Raw genomic sequence first — 16088 nt, forward strand, 5'->3', positions numbered from 1 at the left:
GACTTAATCCCGGCTGCTGTTATGATTCCTGCGACTTACCGTAAAGATCTGAGAGAGCCTTGGATAAATCACCGCTGAGCATATTCAACAGGCTGATGACTCTGGAATACTCCATTCTCGTTGGACCTAAAATCGCAAGAGAGCCTTTTTGGCCGCTGGCAATTGGAAAAGTAGCGGTGATTAATGAACAATTCTCCATTGCGACATTTTCATTTTCTTTCCCGATTTTCACTTGTATGCCTATGCCGTCAGTGGGACGAATCAGATTGTATAAATTATCTTCCCGTTCAATCATATCCATAAGCAGTCTGAGTTTGTCAATATCGCTGAATTCAGGCTGGTTCATCATATTCATCTTACCGCCGAAAAATAATTTATCATGCACCGGAACATTCATGATTTCTGCGAATGCCTGAAGCATTAAATCGTAATTAGCAATATGACGCTTCAGCAATATAGCCATTTCTTTGTACAGCCGGTCGTGAAGCTCCATCAGCGGTGTTCCAACAAGCCGGTCATTTAACAGACGCACCATGTGCTCAATATCTTCCGCTTTCAAATCTTTCGGAAAAGAAAAGCGACGGCTTTCCACATGTCCTGTATCCGTTACGATAATAGCGATGGCAGTGCCTTCTGTCAGCGGGACCACTTGGATTTGCTTAACCCGGTTTTCCTGTAAATTAGGGCCCAATACAATCGATGTATAATTCGTTAATTCAGATAGAATTTTCGCTGATCGCTGAACAATATTTTCCATTTCATAAATTCTTTCTGCAAAGATCGAATGAATTTGAGAAATATCCTGTTGCTGCAGTGCTTGTGGCGAAAGCATATGGTCAACGTAAAATCGATAGCCTTTTTCTGATGGCACCCTGCCCGAAGAAGTGTGTGTTTTTTCAATAAAACCCATCTCTTCTAAGTCAGACATCTCGTTTCGCACAGTAGCTGAACTAAATTGAATTTCATTCTTTTTGGATAAACTTCTCGAGCCCACAGGCTGAGCAGAACGAATAAAGTCATCAATGATCACTTGCAAAATAAGTAATTGTCGATCCGTTAACATCGTTCATCACCCCTGTTAGCACTCTGTTACCCCGAGTGCTAAATCTAACACTAACTTACCAAAACAGCGTTTACCTGTCAATTAGTTCGTTTCAATTATCCCAATAAAAGATTGAAAAACTTCATTGCCTAAGAACTTCCCGTTATGAGTCAGCATAAGGTGATTATTTTCTTTCTTTAAAAGACCCTTTGATTGAGCATCCCGGATTGCCTCTTTAAATCGATCTTCTAAATCCTCATTATATCTTTTGTTAAATTTGCTGATTGATACACCTTTTGTTTTTCTAAGACCAAGAAACATTTCTTCCTCCATTTTTTCAAATGCAGGAACTGAATGTTCATTCATTGTAGGAAGGTGCATGTCGCTTACTGCCTCCATATACTTTGAAACAGGTCCAATATTTGAATACCTGATTCCATTCACATAGCCATGGGCACCCGCACCAAAACCGAAATATTCATCATTATTCCAGTAAACAATATTATGCCGGCTTTCAAAACCTTTTTTTGAAAAATTAGAGATTTCGTATTGATTTAGGCCTCTCTCTTTCATTTTTTTCATCAACAGTTCGTACATCCCGGCTTCCGTTTCTTCGCCCGGCAAGGGGAGCTTGCCTTTTCTCAATAAATTGTAAAAGACGGTTTTTGGTTCCACAATCAATGAGTAGCCTGAGTAATGGGGCAGATCTAAATCCAGCGCTTTATCAAGGGTTTCTTCAAAATCAGTCAGTGTCTGAGTCGGCAGTGCATAAATTAAATCAATGCTTATGTTTGAAAATCCCGCTTGCTGAGCATCTGTAATGGATCTGTAAACATCCGATCCCCTATGATTTCGACCGATTTTCTGGAGTAATTCATCATTAAACGATTGAACGCCAAAACTTAAACGGTTTACTCCGTATTTCCGGAGGACTTGTATTTTTTCAGGAGAAAGATCTCCTGGATTTGCTTCAAACGTATATTCAATGGTTGAACTGAAAGGGAGGATTTCCGCAATCCCCTTGCATAGCTGTTCAAGCTGAACATGATCGAGTGCAGTAGGTGTCCCTCCACCTACGAAAATACTTGTTAAAGGCTGCTGATTCGTATTAGTACGCATTCTGATTTCCTCGAGAAGCCGCTCAATATATAAATCTACAGGCTGGTTTTTCATAAATACCTTGTTGAAATCACAGTAGTGACAAATATGGTGGCAAAAAGGTATATGAATGTAAGCTGCCGTTGTCATGATTCCACCCTCTATTCATGCAAAAAGGGGATGAGTATCGCTTCATTACAAAGCACTCTCCCCGTTTGCTTTATTCATAAATCTGCTGTATGGCATGTTTAGCCGATTTTACTTTTCTGAATCGTCCATTTGAAGAACGGCCATAAAGGCTTCTTGCGGCACTTCAACCGATCCTACCATTTTCATTCTTTTCTTACCTGCTTTTTGTTTTTCAAGAAGCTTACGTTTACGGGAAATATCTCCGCCGTAACATTTTGCAAGTACATTTTTTCTCATGGCTTTAATTGTTGACCGCGCCACAATTTTTTGACCGACAGCCGCTTGAATCGGAACTTCAAACTGTTGTCTTGGAATCAGATCTTTTAATTTTTCAACAATGATTTTTCCGCGTTCATAGGCAAAATCTTTATGAACAATAAAACTCAAGGCATCCACTTTTTCAGCATTAAGCAAGATATCCATTTTCACAAGCTGAGATTCTTTATAGCCAATCAGTTCATAGTCAAAAGAGGCATAGCCTTTGGTACCTGACTTAAGCTGATCAAAGAAATCATATACAATTTCGGCTAATGGCATTTCATAAATGACGTTTACCCGGGAATCATCCATATACTGCATATCGATGAAATTTCCTCGCTTAGCTTGAGAAAGCTCCATAACTGCTCCTACATAGTCGTTTGGCACCATAATGGTTGCTTTAACATAAGGCTCTTCTACGTGATTAACTGCCTGAGCCTCTGGCATCATGGATGGGTTATCCACCGTCATCTGTGTGCCATCCTCAAGATGCACGTCATAGATAACACTTGGAGCGGTGGTAATCAAATCAATTTTGAACTCACGCTCAATTCTTTCCTGGATAATTTCCATATGGAGCAAACCAAGAAAACCGCACCGGAAGCCAAAACCAAGCGCTTGGGAAGTTTCTGGTTCAAACTGAAGGGCCGAATCATTAAGTTCAAGCTTTTCAAGTGCTTCTCTAAGATCCACATAGCGTGCAGTATCGATTGGATACAGCCCGCAATAAACCATCGGGTTCATTTTCCGGTAGCCGGGCAGCGCCTCAGCAGTAGGCTTGACTGCACTTGTGATCGTATCCCCGACGCGTGTATCTCCTACGTTTTTAATCGCTGCTGTCAGATAGCCAACATCACCTACAGACAGTTCTTCCTGCGAAGTCGCTTTTGGTGTAAAGACTCCGATATCGTTTACTTCAAATTCTTTTCCGGTCGCCATCATCCGGATCTTGTCCCCAGGTTTGACCATTCCCTCAACGATCCGTATGTATGCGACAACTCCGCGGTAAGGGTCATATAACGAGTCAAAAATCAGCGCCTTTAAAGGTGCCTCAGGGTCTCCTATAGGAGCAGGCACTTTTTCTACAATTTGCTCTAAAATCTCTTCTATTCCAATTCCTGCTTTAGCAGACGCAAGCACAGCTTCTGACGCATCCAGTCCGATGACATCTTCCACTTCCTTGCGCACCCGCTCAGGATCAGCTGCAGGAAGATCTATTTTATTGATAACTGGCAGGATTTCAAGGTCGTTGTCGAGTGCCAGATAAACGTTCGCCAATGTCTGTGCTTCAATACCCTGGGCTGCGTCTACTACGAGGATTGCTCCTTCACATGCAGCCAGACTTCTTGAAACTTCATAGGTGAAATCTACATGTCCTGGTGTATCAATCAAGTGAAATGTATACTCTTCCCCGTCTTTTGCCAGATACTTAAGCTGAACAGCATTCAGCTTAATCGTTATTCCTCTTTCGCGTTCAAGATCCATTGAATCCAGAAGCTGGGCTTTCATTTCTCTTGAGGTTAACGCTTTTGTTTTTTCTAAAATGCGATCTGCCAATGTTGACTTACCATGGTCAATATGGGCAATAATTGAAAAGTTTCGGATGTTTTTTTGTCTATTAGATCGTTGCTCTTGATTCATTCCATGTCCACTCCTGTTTTTTCGACGCAATTCTGCTAGGGTACAGTATAACAGGTTCGGAGCAACGTTTCAACGCACGGTTTACATTGAATCAGGGCTGGCTGACAGCTTCAGCTTCCAATACAATTTCCGACAGTACTTCAGCAAATAAATCTGCAGATAGCTGCATTTCCTCAAATGTATTGTCAACACCGCCAAGTTCAAGCAATAAAGAATTCACAGAAAGGTCCTGATTAAATTTCCCGTTCGTACCTGCCCCTTCTTTTAAATACACATCGCGGGAGATTCCAGGAATTATTTCGTTCATTTTATTGTGGACCAATTTTGCCAGCGCTAAATTTTTATCACTTTCAGCATGCTCTCCTCCAACGACAAAAGCGACCCTTGCATATACTTTCCCCTCATGCTCGAGGGCTGTTATGTCTCTTCTTGCTGAATCCCGGTGCACATCCACAAGATAGGTTAAACCCGGGGTGGTGGCAGTCACTGCCTGCACGACTTTTCTTGATTCATCGTATGCATGGGCATAATAGTCGAGTCCCTGATCCTTAAGGTTTCCTACTATATCTGTTTGATCAGACACCGTCCCGACTCCTCTTTTTTCAAAGGCTGATTTTAAATAGGGTCCCATTTGAGTAATATTTACTTTGGAATGGTGCGCTTTATTAGGATCTTTTGTATCCGGCAAATAAGGAAGAAACGATTCTCTAGAATGAGTGAAATACAAAAGAACTTTATTTGGAACAATGACAGATGCTGCAGGACTCTCCTGTAGTTCTGTCACCGGTTCAAGGGCGTCTTCTTCTTCTCCATTTAAAAACCATTCAGTTGGAGGAACAGATTCAAACGGCTCTGGAAAAGCAGACCCATGACTCGATTGGGCATAGACTGTGGAATCATTTGATAATATTCCTTCTGTAATAAGCCACCTTGAAGGATCAGAAACAGCAAGAGTAAAATCTTCATACAATTGATTCAGTTCAGTCGGGCCCTCTCCTGCTAAAGAAGAAGTTTCCATCTGAACAAACGTTTTCATCCACTTTTCGGAAAGACCATTCTGCCAATGATCGGCATAATGATCCGACCAATTCAGCACATACGGCATAGAGATGGCAGTAAGCGTCAGAGACAAGAGTAACAACGTAGTACGTACAATGGAATGGACCGTTTTAGATAAAACGGGTTCTAGTAGAATCATTTTTGTTTTTTTCATCGTTTCTCCCCACCTCTCAAATAAGACTCTCTTAACTTTATGCAGGTGGATAAATGAAAGAACAGATCTTTTACATAATTGATGTATACACTCTATATGGCTTACCGTAGAGCCCAGTACCTGATGATACACAGATTGGATCAGAACTAAAAAAAGAATCTCTTCACGAAAATCAATACTCCGTGAGGACATTCTTCTTTAAAGAATTATATTGCTCTAAAGACAATTTACTGCAGACAATGGAAAACGGAAGAACTTAATGAGTAAAGGTTGATCCCTGACCATTTGATAGACTTTCATGAAGAGCACTGTTAATTGCCATTGCAATGACATTTGCAGCCTGTTCCATAAATAAATCAGTGTCCTTGGGGGTAACAATAAGGTTGTGCCCTAATGGAGCCAGCACTTCTTCAAGAAGCTGTCTTTTTTCTTCTTCTTCCAATTCACCCATCATTCCAAGATATAGTTTCTTTTCATCTGCTGTCGGTTCGTCCTTATCTGTCAATTTCTTAGTTCCAGGCAGTGCACCAACCGACAGAGAGTTTGAGGGATTTCCCTTTTGCCGTCGTTTCTGTCCGAGTGTTTTTAAATAATAGTTCAATGTGTCCTGCGTTATGGTTACGGCATCTACGACAGTGGGAATTCCGATTGAGACAACAGGTATTCCGAGCGTTTCATAACTGATTTCTTTTCTTTTATTTCCAACACCGGCACCAGGCTGAATGCCGGTTGAGGATATTTGTATTGTGGCATGAATTCTTTCAACAGCTCTTGCAGCTAGTGCATCAATAACGATGACAGCTTCCGGTTTAATTTTTTCTACAATCCCATGAATAATGTCGCTGGTTTCCATCCCGGTTAACCCCATTACCCCTGGCGCAATAGCAGATACCTTGCGATAGCCATTTTCGACAGCATGAGGTTCATGTAAAAATAAATGGTTTGTTATAAAGACATTCTCACAAACAAGGGGTCCTAATGAATCGGGCGTCACTTGCCAGTTTCCTAAACCAACGATCAGAATATGTGCTTCAGAAGGTATTTGCGATAAGGGAAGAAACTGCCGGATCACTTTTTCAAAGGCAAACGAAATTGACTGCTGAAGTGTTTCATCCTGTGTTCTGAGCTGAGGAACCTCCAGTGTCCAGTAATGGCCTTCTTTTTTTCCGAGCAATTCTTCTGCGTCTTTATCGATAATGACTTTGCTTACGGTAAACTGATCAATTTTGTCTTCTGTTATTTGGATTCCTTTTTTTATTGAAGGCTCTTGAATAAGCTGTTCTTCAACTGCTGTTTCAAAAGCTTCAATCGCTAAATCAGTGCGCATGGAAATCATTTCATCCCTACTTCCTTTTTTCTTAGGATTCGCAGAGCAAAACCAATCCATGCATTTCATTTCATTTCTTTTTCTTTTTGTTCTAAAAACTGACTAATTTTCTTTACATCTATTGCATTATCTCTTCCTTTTTGATAAAATATCTCTTGTTCTTATGTAAAGGTAACACTTTGTTTTAAACTAGTAATTCGCATAGCGAGTGAACTAGTACTCGCGTATGCGGGTTTGAATTGTTAAATCGAGTCATATAGAACCTCGATCCAATTTGGGAGGTGACATGAATGCCAAATATTAAATCTGCTATCAAGCGTACGAAAACAAGTGAAGCACGCAAAGCAAAGAATATTCAGCAAAAATCAGCTATGCGTACAGCAGTTAAACGTTTTGAAACTGCTGCCAGCGAAAATGCTGACAATAAAACTGAACTTCTTTCAAGCGCTGTTAAACAAGTGGACAAAGCTGCTCAAAAAGGCTTAATCCACAAAAACAACGCGGACCGCAAAAAAGCGAGCCTAATGAAAAAAGCAAACGCATAATTTTCAAATCAAAAAGACCCTCATTTATTGAGGGTCTTTTTAGTGTTTCTATACTGCATATTGTCATACAACTCAGTAAAAATATAAACGCACGACATCATCCATTCTTTTTACTTGCGGGACGGAACAAAGTAAAGATTGGAGATGCGTGCAGTTGTATTGTAGTATGCCCTGAGAAAGAGCGTCTGTTAAAAAGGGCAGTGCTCGTTTTTTCAGAGTGTGCGGCACATTTGTTTAAAGTCTCTTACCTATTTTGCAGTCTGGTCAAAAAAAGTTCGATAATCATTTCTTTATTCAGTCCAGATGATTTCATTTCAAGATCACATTGAGCGAGTGACAGCATAATGCCGGTTAATTGATCATCAGTAAAAGCCTGTGCATGCTTGGAAGCAAGCTTCACTCTGAAAGGATGAATTTTCAACTGCGATGCAATCTGCTGCCCTCCGTATCCTTTTGATCCCAGTGATTTTACCTGATAGATCAATCTGAACTGTCCGGATAAAAGCGCAAGAATTTTAAGGGGCTCTTCTTTCTGCTTTAATAAATCCCAATACAGACGAAGCGCTTCATCGATTTTGTTATGTACCGCACGATCGATCAGCTCGAAAACATTTTGTTCGATGGATCTTGCGGTTAGTTTGTCCACCATTTCCTGCGTTATTTGACTTGACTCAAATGCGTACAGGGCGAGTTTGTCAATTTCACCAGAAAGAAGAAATAAATTTGTTCCAGCCAATTCGATTATTTTATTTACCGCCTGATCTTCAATTTGCACTCCTGCCTGTCCAGCCCGCTGTTTAACCCATGTAATAATATCATGTTCCTTTAATTTTCTTGCTTCTAAAACAGTCGCAGTCTTTTTAAGTTGCTTTGTAATTTTTTTTCTTTCATCCAATTTATCATACGGTGCAATAAATACTAAAATGGTATAAGGGGCTGGTGAATCTAAATACGATTGAAGGGGTGTTATATTGAGCTCCGCTTTTTCTTTCTTTTTTTCAGCAGTTAAAAACGATGGGTTGTGAATAAATACAAGCCTTCTTTCTCCCATAAAGGGAAAAGTTTCAGCATCTTCCATCGCCTGTTCGAGCGTATCCCCGTCCTCCAAGTCATAGGAGGAAAAATTAAAATCCATTTCTTCCTCAAGAATGGAATGTTTCAATAGCACTTGTTTTGTTTCCTTTATTAAAAAAGACTCATCTCCATATACTAAATATACGGGCGCAAATCTTTTTTGCTTCATGGCGGTCCATTCTTTTACAATCATCCTGCACGCTCCATTTCATTACATCCTGTTTCTATCGTAAGAAACTTTCGCGAGTTTGACAAGTGAAGCGTATGTAAAGGGAACCGCTTAGGCTGGACCACCAGCGTAAGCGGGTATTTGAACGCTTTAAACAGGGTCCTAGGAAATCCTGTGTAAAGCGGAGCACCTGAAGTTATTATCACCTTAAAAACGTGAACTATTTGTGATAAACGGTACCAGGATAGGAAAAAACTTTTCTGGGTATGGATTTTTTTTTATTCATCATCTATACTAAAAAAGAAATAGGAGGGGTATTTATGAACGAATTTGAAAATAATGTGCAGTCAAAACGAAACGATCTTATTGACTCCGGAGTAGCGTTCGTTGTATCTTTTGGCTTTTTTACAGTTCTATTCGCTGTGGGAACCATTATCTCAGTCGTAGGATCTTGATTTTCATTTGAAAAGGGCCGGCATATTGCAGGCTCTTTTTTTATTCTTTATTTTTTGACATGTTCCCGAAAGAATCAGCCTACGCGACTGGATCCATTTACATTTTTAAGACCTGCTAATTTTATTTTCTTTATTCTTCATCGTATGGAAGAATCCACTTAAATGTTCCCTTTTTTCCTCTAAATCGATATTCTATTGCTCCATGAGTGTGCGTACCAAATACTTTAACGCGGTGGGCTGCAAGCCTGTTAACAACTTCAGGATGAGGATGATTGTATCGATTCTTCACTCCCGCTGATATGATCGCATAGTCAGGGTCAAGCTCCCTTAAAAATTCTTCGGCTGTTGAGCTTTTACTTCCATGATGACCAACTTTCAGCACATTTGCATTTAAAGAATAATGTTCTAATAATTCCAATTCCCCCGCCTCTTCAAGATCTCCCGCAAAAAACCAGGTTAATCCCCCTATAGATGCCCATAGCACCAGTGAATCGTTATTGCCTTCATAAACCTCATCAAATGGATACACGAGCGTAAAATAACTTTCTCCTGTTTCCCAAGATAAAGGAGCTTTTTTTTCAACCACTCCAATTGACCGGTTATGCAGATCTTGCAACAACTCTTCAACAGACTCTTTTTCATGTGCGTTTGGTGAAATCCACACTTCGCTGATTTTAACATAATCGGCTAAATCTGCTGTCCCTCCAATATGATCCCAATCTCCGTGAGTAAGGATTATTTTGTCCACTGAGGTGATGCCTTTCCCTTTTAAAACAGGCCATACTATGTCTTTTCCAACAGAAAATGTTGTGTTTTCAAACTGTACTGCTCCTCCCGTATCAATTAAATATGTACCTTGCCCCCACGGAAGATCAATCAAAATACTGTCTCCCTGTCCAACATCAATAAATAAAACCGTGCCTGTCGGGTTAAATCTGCTTGAAAGCCAGTCCAGACTTATAAGGAGGATAAGAAAAATAAAAGGCTTAATGGATAAGCTGATTTCAATACGGTAAAACAAGTACAGCGTCACGCATACATAAATAAAGATCATTACCATGGAAGGCTGCCCCACTACGATGGAAGCAAAAGGAAAAGCAGCTAAATGCAGAGTAACGATGTCCAACGCAATTACGGCATCCTCGACCCATAATAAGACAAAAGATGCGAACTGAGGTGCTGCAAAAGATAGTAAATAAAGAAAAAAGATTACAGGCAGCAAAAAAGCTGTAAAGATCGGAATGTAAACTACGTTAACAAGAAATGAAACGATTGATAATTCATGGAAATGGTAAAGCAAAATTGGCAGTGCTCCAATTTGAGAGACTGCTGACACTTTTAAAATGGAGAGCACCTTTGAAGACCCGGTTAAAATGGAGGGTACACAAAGAAGGATCGTGAAGCTGACTGCATAGCTTAACTGAAATCCCACTTGAAGCAGACTCATTGGGTTGATTGACAGCTGGATAATAAAGCTCGCAGACAACGCTTGCATAAGTGTGATTCTTTTGGTGAAGAAAGAAAAAAGCAGAACGATTAAAACCATACTAACGGCTCTTACCACAGGAGGAGAAGCACCCGTTAAAAGAGCATATAAAGGCAAACCAGTAAAAAGGATCAATCGTACTTTTTCTCTGGTGAATCCAATTCGCAGCAACAGCCACCAAAAAATCGCCGTCATCATGCCTACATGCATTCCGGAAATAGCTAATAGATGGATTACACCTATTTTTTGATAAGCCGCCAGCAAGTCCTCATCCATACTTTCTCTTGACCCAAAAATCAGAGCTTCTGCAAGAGGAGCAAGCTTTTCAGGAAAAATCCCATCAATACGTTCTATGCCGGTTTGCCGGATAAATTGCAGCTTTTCTATTACGGTTAAAGAAATTTCGTAACATTGCTCTGCAGCATCTAGATCTTTAATTTGATAAATCCAATGAATATTTTGTTGTTTCAGATAGGATTGATAATTAAATGCATAAGGATTTCTTGCAGGTGAGGGTGCTTTTAACGTTCCTTTCCATTTGCAAAAGGTTGGAGAAAGTGTGGAAAGTTCGCGGAGTTTGATCTCAGGAGAGAGAATAAAGGTGATTTGAAGCTGTTCACCATTTAATGAAGTGGCTTGAACTTGCGCTGTTAGGCCATTTGTTTTTAGAGGTTCAGCAATACGCAGGTGAAGTTCAGTTTCATTACCTGTTAAAGCCGTGTGAAGACTGGATTTTTCAATAGTGGTTAGAACAAAGAAGAGAAGTGCGATGAATATGATGCCGGTAAGAAGAATGGTTCTGGGTGAATATCTTTTCCAGGCAAGTAAATAAAAGGGGATGAGCAAAGCGCCAAACTGAGGAGAGTGCGCCAGAGAAGCTCCCAAGAGAGCCATTAGCGCACAAGGAGTGATCCATTTCATTAGTTTATCTCAGGAACCGGATTTACTATTAATGGCTCAATGGACTTGGAATCAAATTTTACTTGTTTACATTCAACACCGGCCTGTTCAAATAATTCAATAGCATATGGATGATTTTTATAGTCTTCTGAGTAATATAATTTTTTAATCCCAGCTTGAATAATGGCTTTTGAACAAGGAAGACAGGGGAAATGGGTTACATAAATTTCAGCTTCTTCTGTAGGTACTCCAAATTTAGCACACTGCAGCAGTGCATTCATTTCTGCGTGGATCGTTCGGACACAATGCTGATCGATCACATAACAGCCTTCATCCGCACAGTGTGTTCCTCCAGCAATCGAGCCGTTATACCCTCCTGCTATAATTCGTTTCTGCCTGACGATGGTTGCTCCTACCGCTAGTCTGGTGCAGGTGCTTCTGAGTGCTAGCAAATGGCTTTGAGCCATAAAATATTGATCCCATGATATTCTTTCCATTTTACGTTGCTCCTTTCTGAATCTCCCTTGACTAATTATTCATTACTTAACATCAATAGACTCTTTCATTTTATCAAAGGTTTTATCTCCGATGCCGGAAATATTTTTAATTTCTTCTATCGTTTTAAAATCCCCTTCTGTCTCACGATAAACCATTATGGCCTGCGCTTTAGCAGGTCCTACTCCAGGGATGTTCTCGAGTACTGATGCATCAGCCGTATTAATATTTATTTTTTGAGATTGACCAGCCTCCCCTGCCTCACTGCCAGTTGAAGAAGTAACAGCCGGCATGTCTTCTCCGGCAGAGGGAACGTATATCACCATTTCGTCCTGGAGCCTTTGTGACAAATTGACAGCTTTCATATCAGCTTCTTGAGTTTCTCCCCCTGCAAGCTTTAATACATCTGTCACTCTGTCACCTTCTTTCATTTCATAGACTCCGGGTGAATGAACAGCACCTTTTACATCTACAACCAATGATAATACAGGTGCAGGCAGCGATGCATCTTCCTCTTGCATATTGGGTGGTTGGATATCAGCATTTGCAGGTAATGGGGTTGGCACAGGATTGTTGGCAGAAAAATTTAGCGGGTTAACTAATACGAGGATAATAAGGAAAACTGGAATAAGAATAAGCAGTGTACGAATATTTGTTTTGAGCCATACCATGGTATGTTCCCTCCTGATGATTAAGCAGGGAGAAAAAGAAAGGGGCAGAACCATTATTTCATAATTTTTTCTAAAAAAACAGCAGAAAGTAAAAAAAAGATGAGAAGGCTCTCATCCTTTTTAAGTCATCGAAATGAACTAGAATTATTTGCTGCATGTAAAAAAGATCCTTTCGCTTGTATCTGTGGGACTTGCTGCGGTTGAAAAATCCCCATTAACAGCCACAAGTTTAAAACCGGCATCTTTAATCAATGATTTATAATAGTCAATCGGATAGGTCCGTTGTTTATGAAGTTCATCAAAACGCAGATACCTATCTTGATTGGGATCGTCAAGTACAAAAAAAGATAATTCATGTTCCACGCTTAATGGGTATTCTCCTTCAAAGGAATTCCAAATATAAGCGATTGAACCATCATCGTAAGTAAATGTCTGGTTGATAAATTGTTCCTGTATTTTAAATGGTGAATGAACATCGAATAGAAGCAGACCACCATCATTTAACAGCGTGAACATATTTTGAAGTGTTTTTTTCAGCTCTTCTTCTGTTTCAAGATAGTTCAGTGAATCACAAAATATCGTTATCATATCAAAAGGGTCAAATCCACCCGCTTCAGCCATATCCTGTTGAAAAAGAGATAGGGGGATTCCGGCCTGCTGCGCTTTATGTGAGGCGACAGCAAGCATCGATTCAGAAAGATCAATTCCTGTAACTTCAAAACCATTTTGCGCAATTTGCAGCGTCCATTCTCCGGTACCGCAGCCAACATCGAGCAATCTGATTCCTTTAGTACCATGTTCATCTCTTTTTTCTAATAGAAATCGGGTCCATTGATCATATGGCATATCACTCATTAGATGATCATAAAAATGGGCAAAACGGCCGTAGCTCATTAGTTAATTTTGCTCGCCAAATCCTCAAGCGGAGCATCTCCCCATAGCTTTTCAAGTTTATAATAGTCCCGTTCTTCTCTATGAAACACGTGAACCACTACATCACCAAGGTCTACAAGCACCCATCTCGCCTCATCGAAGCCTTCAATGCGTTTAATCGCATAGCCATCTTCCTCTGCACGATCCTTTACTTCCTTTGCAATCGCCTGAACCTGTTTATCCGAATTTCCGTGACAGATTACAAAATAATCCGCAATTAAGGAAATTCCATTCATATTTAGCGCAACAATATCCTCTGCCCGTTTATCGTCCGCAGCCGTATAGGCAAGTTTTAATAATTCAGTTTGGTTCATATTTATTTTTCTCCTTTTGTAGCATCACGTCGTTATAACACTCTAAAGTATCAGGAAAGATGCGCTGTTTTTTTTGTAATAAAAATAAAATGGATTGTTTAACTGCTTTTCTAAGAGCTTTTTCCAGGTCGTCGTATGCAAGTGCTCTCACTTCTTCTACACCTGCGAATTTTCTTCCGGGTTCAATATAATCAGCAAGATAAATAATTTTTTCAAGCAGGCTCATATCCGCTCTGCCAGTTGTGTGATAGCGGATTGCATTCAATATATCCTGTGATTCAATATTTAAGGTCACTTTTGCCAAATAGGAACCGACCGGTGCATGCCACAACTCATGATGGAAAAGCAGCAGCCTGGAATCGAACTTTTCCTGTTCAATAATTTTTTTCATATCGTCTCTGCTATGATGCTTTGCAATGTCATGCACAATTGCTGCCATTTCGGCCTGCTTAACATCTGCTCCATGTTTAACAGCCAAAGCTTTTGCTGTTTCCACGACACCTAATGTGTGCTCAAATCTTCTTTCTGGAAGTATCTCTTTTACATAAACTAAAGCTTCTTCACAATTCATATAATCCCTCCATGTTTATATAGTCATAAACCTTTTGCGGAAGTAAGAAAGTAGAATCTTTTTTATTATTGAGCCGATCTCTAATCAATGTAGAAGAAAGGTCAATCATTGGTGATTGAAGCATTAGGACCGGGTATTCAGTCTTTCCTTCATAACCGGGACGCACAAAACCGGCAAATTGAACCTGATGAACCAGATCTTCAATTCTATACCAGCTGGGGAGGTAATCAATCATATCTCCGCCAATTAAAAAGATAAACTCAGTTTCAGGTTCTATATCCTTTAATTGTATAATTGTATCATACGTATAGGACAAACCTGAGCGTTCGAATTCGATTAATTCTAATTTAAAATATTCAATGTCTTCTATTGCCAGTTGAATCATCCGGATTCTTTGATCATCTTTTACTTGTAAATCCCTGCTCTTATGAGGTGGTTTTGCACTTGGCATGAATCTGACTTCGTCGAGTTTTAATTCATGATAAGCTTCATTAGCCATAATTAAATGACCAATATGCAGCGGGTTAAACGTTCCTCCGAGTATTCCCACTTTTTTTGGTTTCATTATTTGACCTTAGGAAGTTCCAGTTTTTTATTTTCTACGGACTCTTTGTATGCCACGATGATGCTGCCGATCTGCTGGACGATCTCACAATTCGTTCCTTCGCAAATCACTTCTGCTACTTCATCTTTGTCTTGTTCACAATTTTGAAGAATGCTGATTTTAATCAGCTCTCTTGCTTCTAATGCTTCACCTATCTGCTTAATCATATTTTCATTAACCCCGCCTTTTCCTACCTGAAAAATAGGTGAAAGATGGTGTGCCTCTGCTCGTAAAAATCTTTTTTGCTTTCCAGTTAACATGATGTTCCTCCTAGTTGTTTTGTAATCCTGCTGACAGCTTTGTCTGTGTCCGGGTTTGTACCGGTCCACTGATGGAATGCCAGGGCACCTTGATGAACAAACATCCCTACACCGTTTAATGTGTCAGCACCGTGCTTTTTTGCTTCTCTTAGAAAAGCTGTCTCAAGCGGATTATAAATAATATCAGCTGCAAGTGTACAATTCTTCATTTTGGTAACGTCTATTGGCATATTTTCCACATGAGGAAACATACCAACTGAGGTTGTATTAATCACGATGTCAAATGTTGAGAGCAATTTCTCGCATTCCCTTATTGTTATTGCCTGAGCTTTTTTATTGGTTTTTATGGACTGGATCAGAGATAGAGCTCTTTCTTCAGTCCGGTTAGCAACAGCAAGATGTGCAGGTTCGAGCTTAGCAAGAGCGTGAAAAATACCTTTTGCTGCTCCTCCTGCTCCTATAAGCAAGATGGATGATTGCTGAATCTCCTTCAGTGTTCTCTTTTCATAAAGGGATTCCACAAACCCTGCTCCGTCTGTATTACTGCCAATCAGTTTTCCCTGTTGGTTTATAACTGTATTAACAGCACCAATTAATTTTGCATCTTCTTCAACCTGATCAAGAAGGGGAATAATTGCTTCTTTAAAAGGAATCGTTACATTCCAGCCGGTAAAATTCAGGGCTTTCATTCCTCTTACTGCTTCTTCTAATCGGTTTGGATCAATTTCAAAAGGGACATATTTTCCATCTATTCCTTCCTCCTCAAACCAGTGATTATGCATATGAGGCGACCTGGAATGCGCTATCGGATTTCCTATGACTCCGAACAATGACGTCACTTTT

The 16088-nt window shown here is 40.0% G+C and carries 17 protein-coding genes; 2 read left to right on the top strand and 15 right to left on the bottom strand.

What is annotated here, in order from left to right:
• Positions 1–19 precede the first annotated feature (19 nt).
• The 5 genes from hrcA to gpr all read right to left on the bottom strand — a co-directional run bounded on the left by hrcA (position 20) and on the right by gpr (position 6777).
• A complete protein-coding gene (hrcA, locus tag KR50_RS13075; protein WP_041059459.1) occupies positions 20–1063 on the bottom strand; it encodes a heat-inducible transcriptional repressor HrcA in 1044 nt (347 codons plus the stop codon).
• An 81-nt stretch (positions 1064–1144) separates the two neighbouring features.
• Positions 1145–2290 (bottom strand): radical SAM family heme chaperone HemW, encoded by a 1146-nt coding sequence (gene hemW / locus KR50_RS13080; protein ID WP_041059462.1) that lies wholly within the window; start codon positions 2288–2290, stop codon positions 1145–1147.
• Positions 2291–2398: 108 nt separating this feature from the next.
• Positions 2399–4228, bottom strand: a complete 1830-nt coding sequence (gene lepA, locus KR50_RS13085) for a translation elongation factor 4 (RefSeq protein WP_041059466.1) — start codon at positions 4226–4228, stop codon at positions 2399–2401.
• 91 nt (positions 4229–4319) lie between these two features.
• Complete coding sequence (spoIIP, locus tag KR50_RS13090; protein WP_052477094.1) at positions 4320–5441, bottom strand: stage II sporulation protein P; 1122 nt, start codon at positions 5439–5441, stop codon at positions 4320–4322.
• A 256-nt stretch (positions 5442–5697) separates the two neighbouring features.
• Complete coding sequence (gene gpr, locus KR50_RS13095; protein WP_041059468.1) at positions 5698–6777, bottom strand: GPR endopeptidase; 1080 nt, start codon at positions 6775–6777, stop codon at positions 5698–5700.
• A gap of 281 nt (positions 6778–7058) precedes the next feature.
• Here gpr and rpsT point away from each other — a divergent pair, with 281 nt between their 5' ends.
• The gene (gene rpsT, locus KR50_RS13100; protein WP_041059480.1) at positions 7059–7313 is read left to right on the top strand and encodes a 30S ribosomal protein S20; all 255 of its coding nucleotides are present in this window, start codon (positions 7059–7061) and stop codon (positions 7311–7313) included.
• A gap of 244 nt (positions 7314–7557) precedes the next feature.
• Here the strand turns inward: rpsT and holA are convergent, their stop codons facing one another.
• Entirely contained in the window at positions 7558–8580 is a 1023-nt protein-coding gene (holA, locus tag KR50_RS13105) for a DNA polymerase III subunit delta (RefSeq protein ID WP_041059483.1), read from the bottom strand.
• A 296-nt stretch (positions 8581–8876) separates the two neighbouring features.
• Between holA and KR50_RS18320 the strand changes: the two genes are divergently transcribed.
• Positions 8877–9011: a YqzM family protein gene (locus KR50_RS18320; RefSeq protein WP_041059486.1), complete on the top strand. Its 135-nt coding sequence runs from the start codon at positions 8877–8879 to the stop codon at positions 9009–9011.
• A 130-nt stretch (positions 9012–9141) separates the two neighbouring features.
• Here KR50_RS18320 and KR50_RS13115 read toward each other — a convergent pair whose 3' ends face one another.
• From KR50_RS13115 to aroE, 9 genes are all read right to left on the bottom strand, one after another.
• Positions 9142–11418 (bottom strand): DNA internalization-related competence protein ComEC/Rec2, encoded by a 2277-nt coding sequence (locus tag KR50_RS13115; protein ID WP_052477096.1) that lies wholly within the window; start codon positions 11416–11418, stop codon positions 9142–9144.
• Complete coding sequence (locus KR50_RS13120) at positions 11418–11894, bottom strand: ComE operon protein 2 (protein ID WP_041059489.1); 477 nt, start codon at positions 11892–11894, stop codon at positions 11418–11420. Before KR50_RS13120 ends, KR50_RS13115 begins: the two co-directional genes overlap by 1 nt.
• A 42-nt stretch (positions 11895–11936) precedes the next feature.
• Entirely contained in the window at positions 11937–12563 is a 627-nt protein-coding gene (locus tag KR50_RS13125) for a helix-hairpin-helix domain-containing protein (RefSeq protein WP_052477098.1), read from the bottom strand.
• 144 nt (positions 12564–12707) lie between these two features.
• A complete protein-coding gene (locus KR50_RS13130) occupies positions 12708–13457 on the bottom strand; it encodes a class I SAM-dependent DNA methyltransferase (protein WP_041059491.1) in 750 nt (249 codons plus the stop codon).
• The gene (gene rsfS / locus KR50_RS13135) at positions 13457–13810 is read right to left on the bottom strand and encodes a ribosome silencing factor (protein WP_041059494.1); all 354 of its coding nucleotides are present in this window, start codon (positions 13808–13810) and stop codon (positions 13457–13459) included. Before rsfS ends, KR50_RS13130 begins: the two co-directional genes overlap by 1 nt.
• A complete protein-coding gene (yqeK, locus tag KR50_RS13140; RefSeq protein ID WP_041059498.1) occupies positions 13797–14381 on the bottom strand; it encodes a bis(5'-nucleosyl)-tetraphosphatase (symmetrical) YqeK in 585 nt (194 codons plus the stop codon). The genes rsfS and yqeK overlap by 14 nt, the downstream gene beginning before the upstream one ends.
• Positions 14371–14946, bottom strand: a complete 576-nt coding sequence (locus KR50_RS13145) for a nicotinate-nucleotide adenylyltransferase (RefSeq protein WP_041059501.1) — start codon at positions 14944–14946, stop codon at positions 14371–14373. Before KR50_RS13145 ends, yqeK begins: the two co-directional genes overlap by 11 nt.
• A complete protein-coding gene (gene yhbY, locus KR50_RS13150; protein WP_041059504.1) occupies positions 14946–15245 on the bottom strand; it encodes a ribosome assembly RNA-binding protein YhbY in 300 nt (99 codons plus the stop codon). Before yhbY ends, KR50_RS13145 begins: the two co-directional genes overlap by 1 nt.
• On the bottom strand, positions 15239–16084 hold the full coding sequence (aroE, locus tag KR50_RS13155; protein WP_041059507.1) for a shikimate dehydrogenase: 846 nt from the start codon (positions 16082–16084) through the stop codon (positions 15239–15241). Before aroE ends, yhbY begins: the two co-directional genes overlap by 7 nt.
• Positions 16085–16088 lie beyond the last annotated feature (4 nt).

Source organism: Jeotgalibacillus campisalis, from assembly GCF_000829515.1.
In the GTDB taxonomy this organism is placed as follows: Bacteria; Bacillota; Bacilli; order Bacillales; family Jeotgalibacillaceae; genus Jeotgalibacillus; species Jeotgalibacillus campisalis.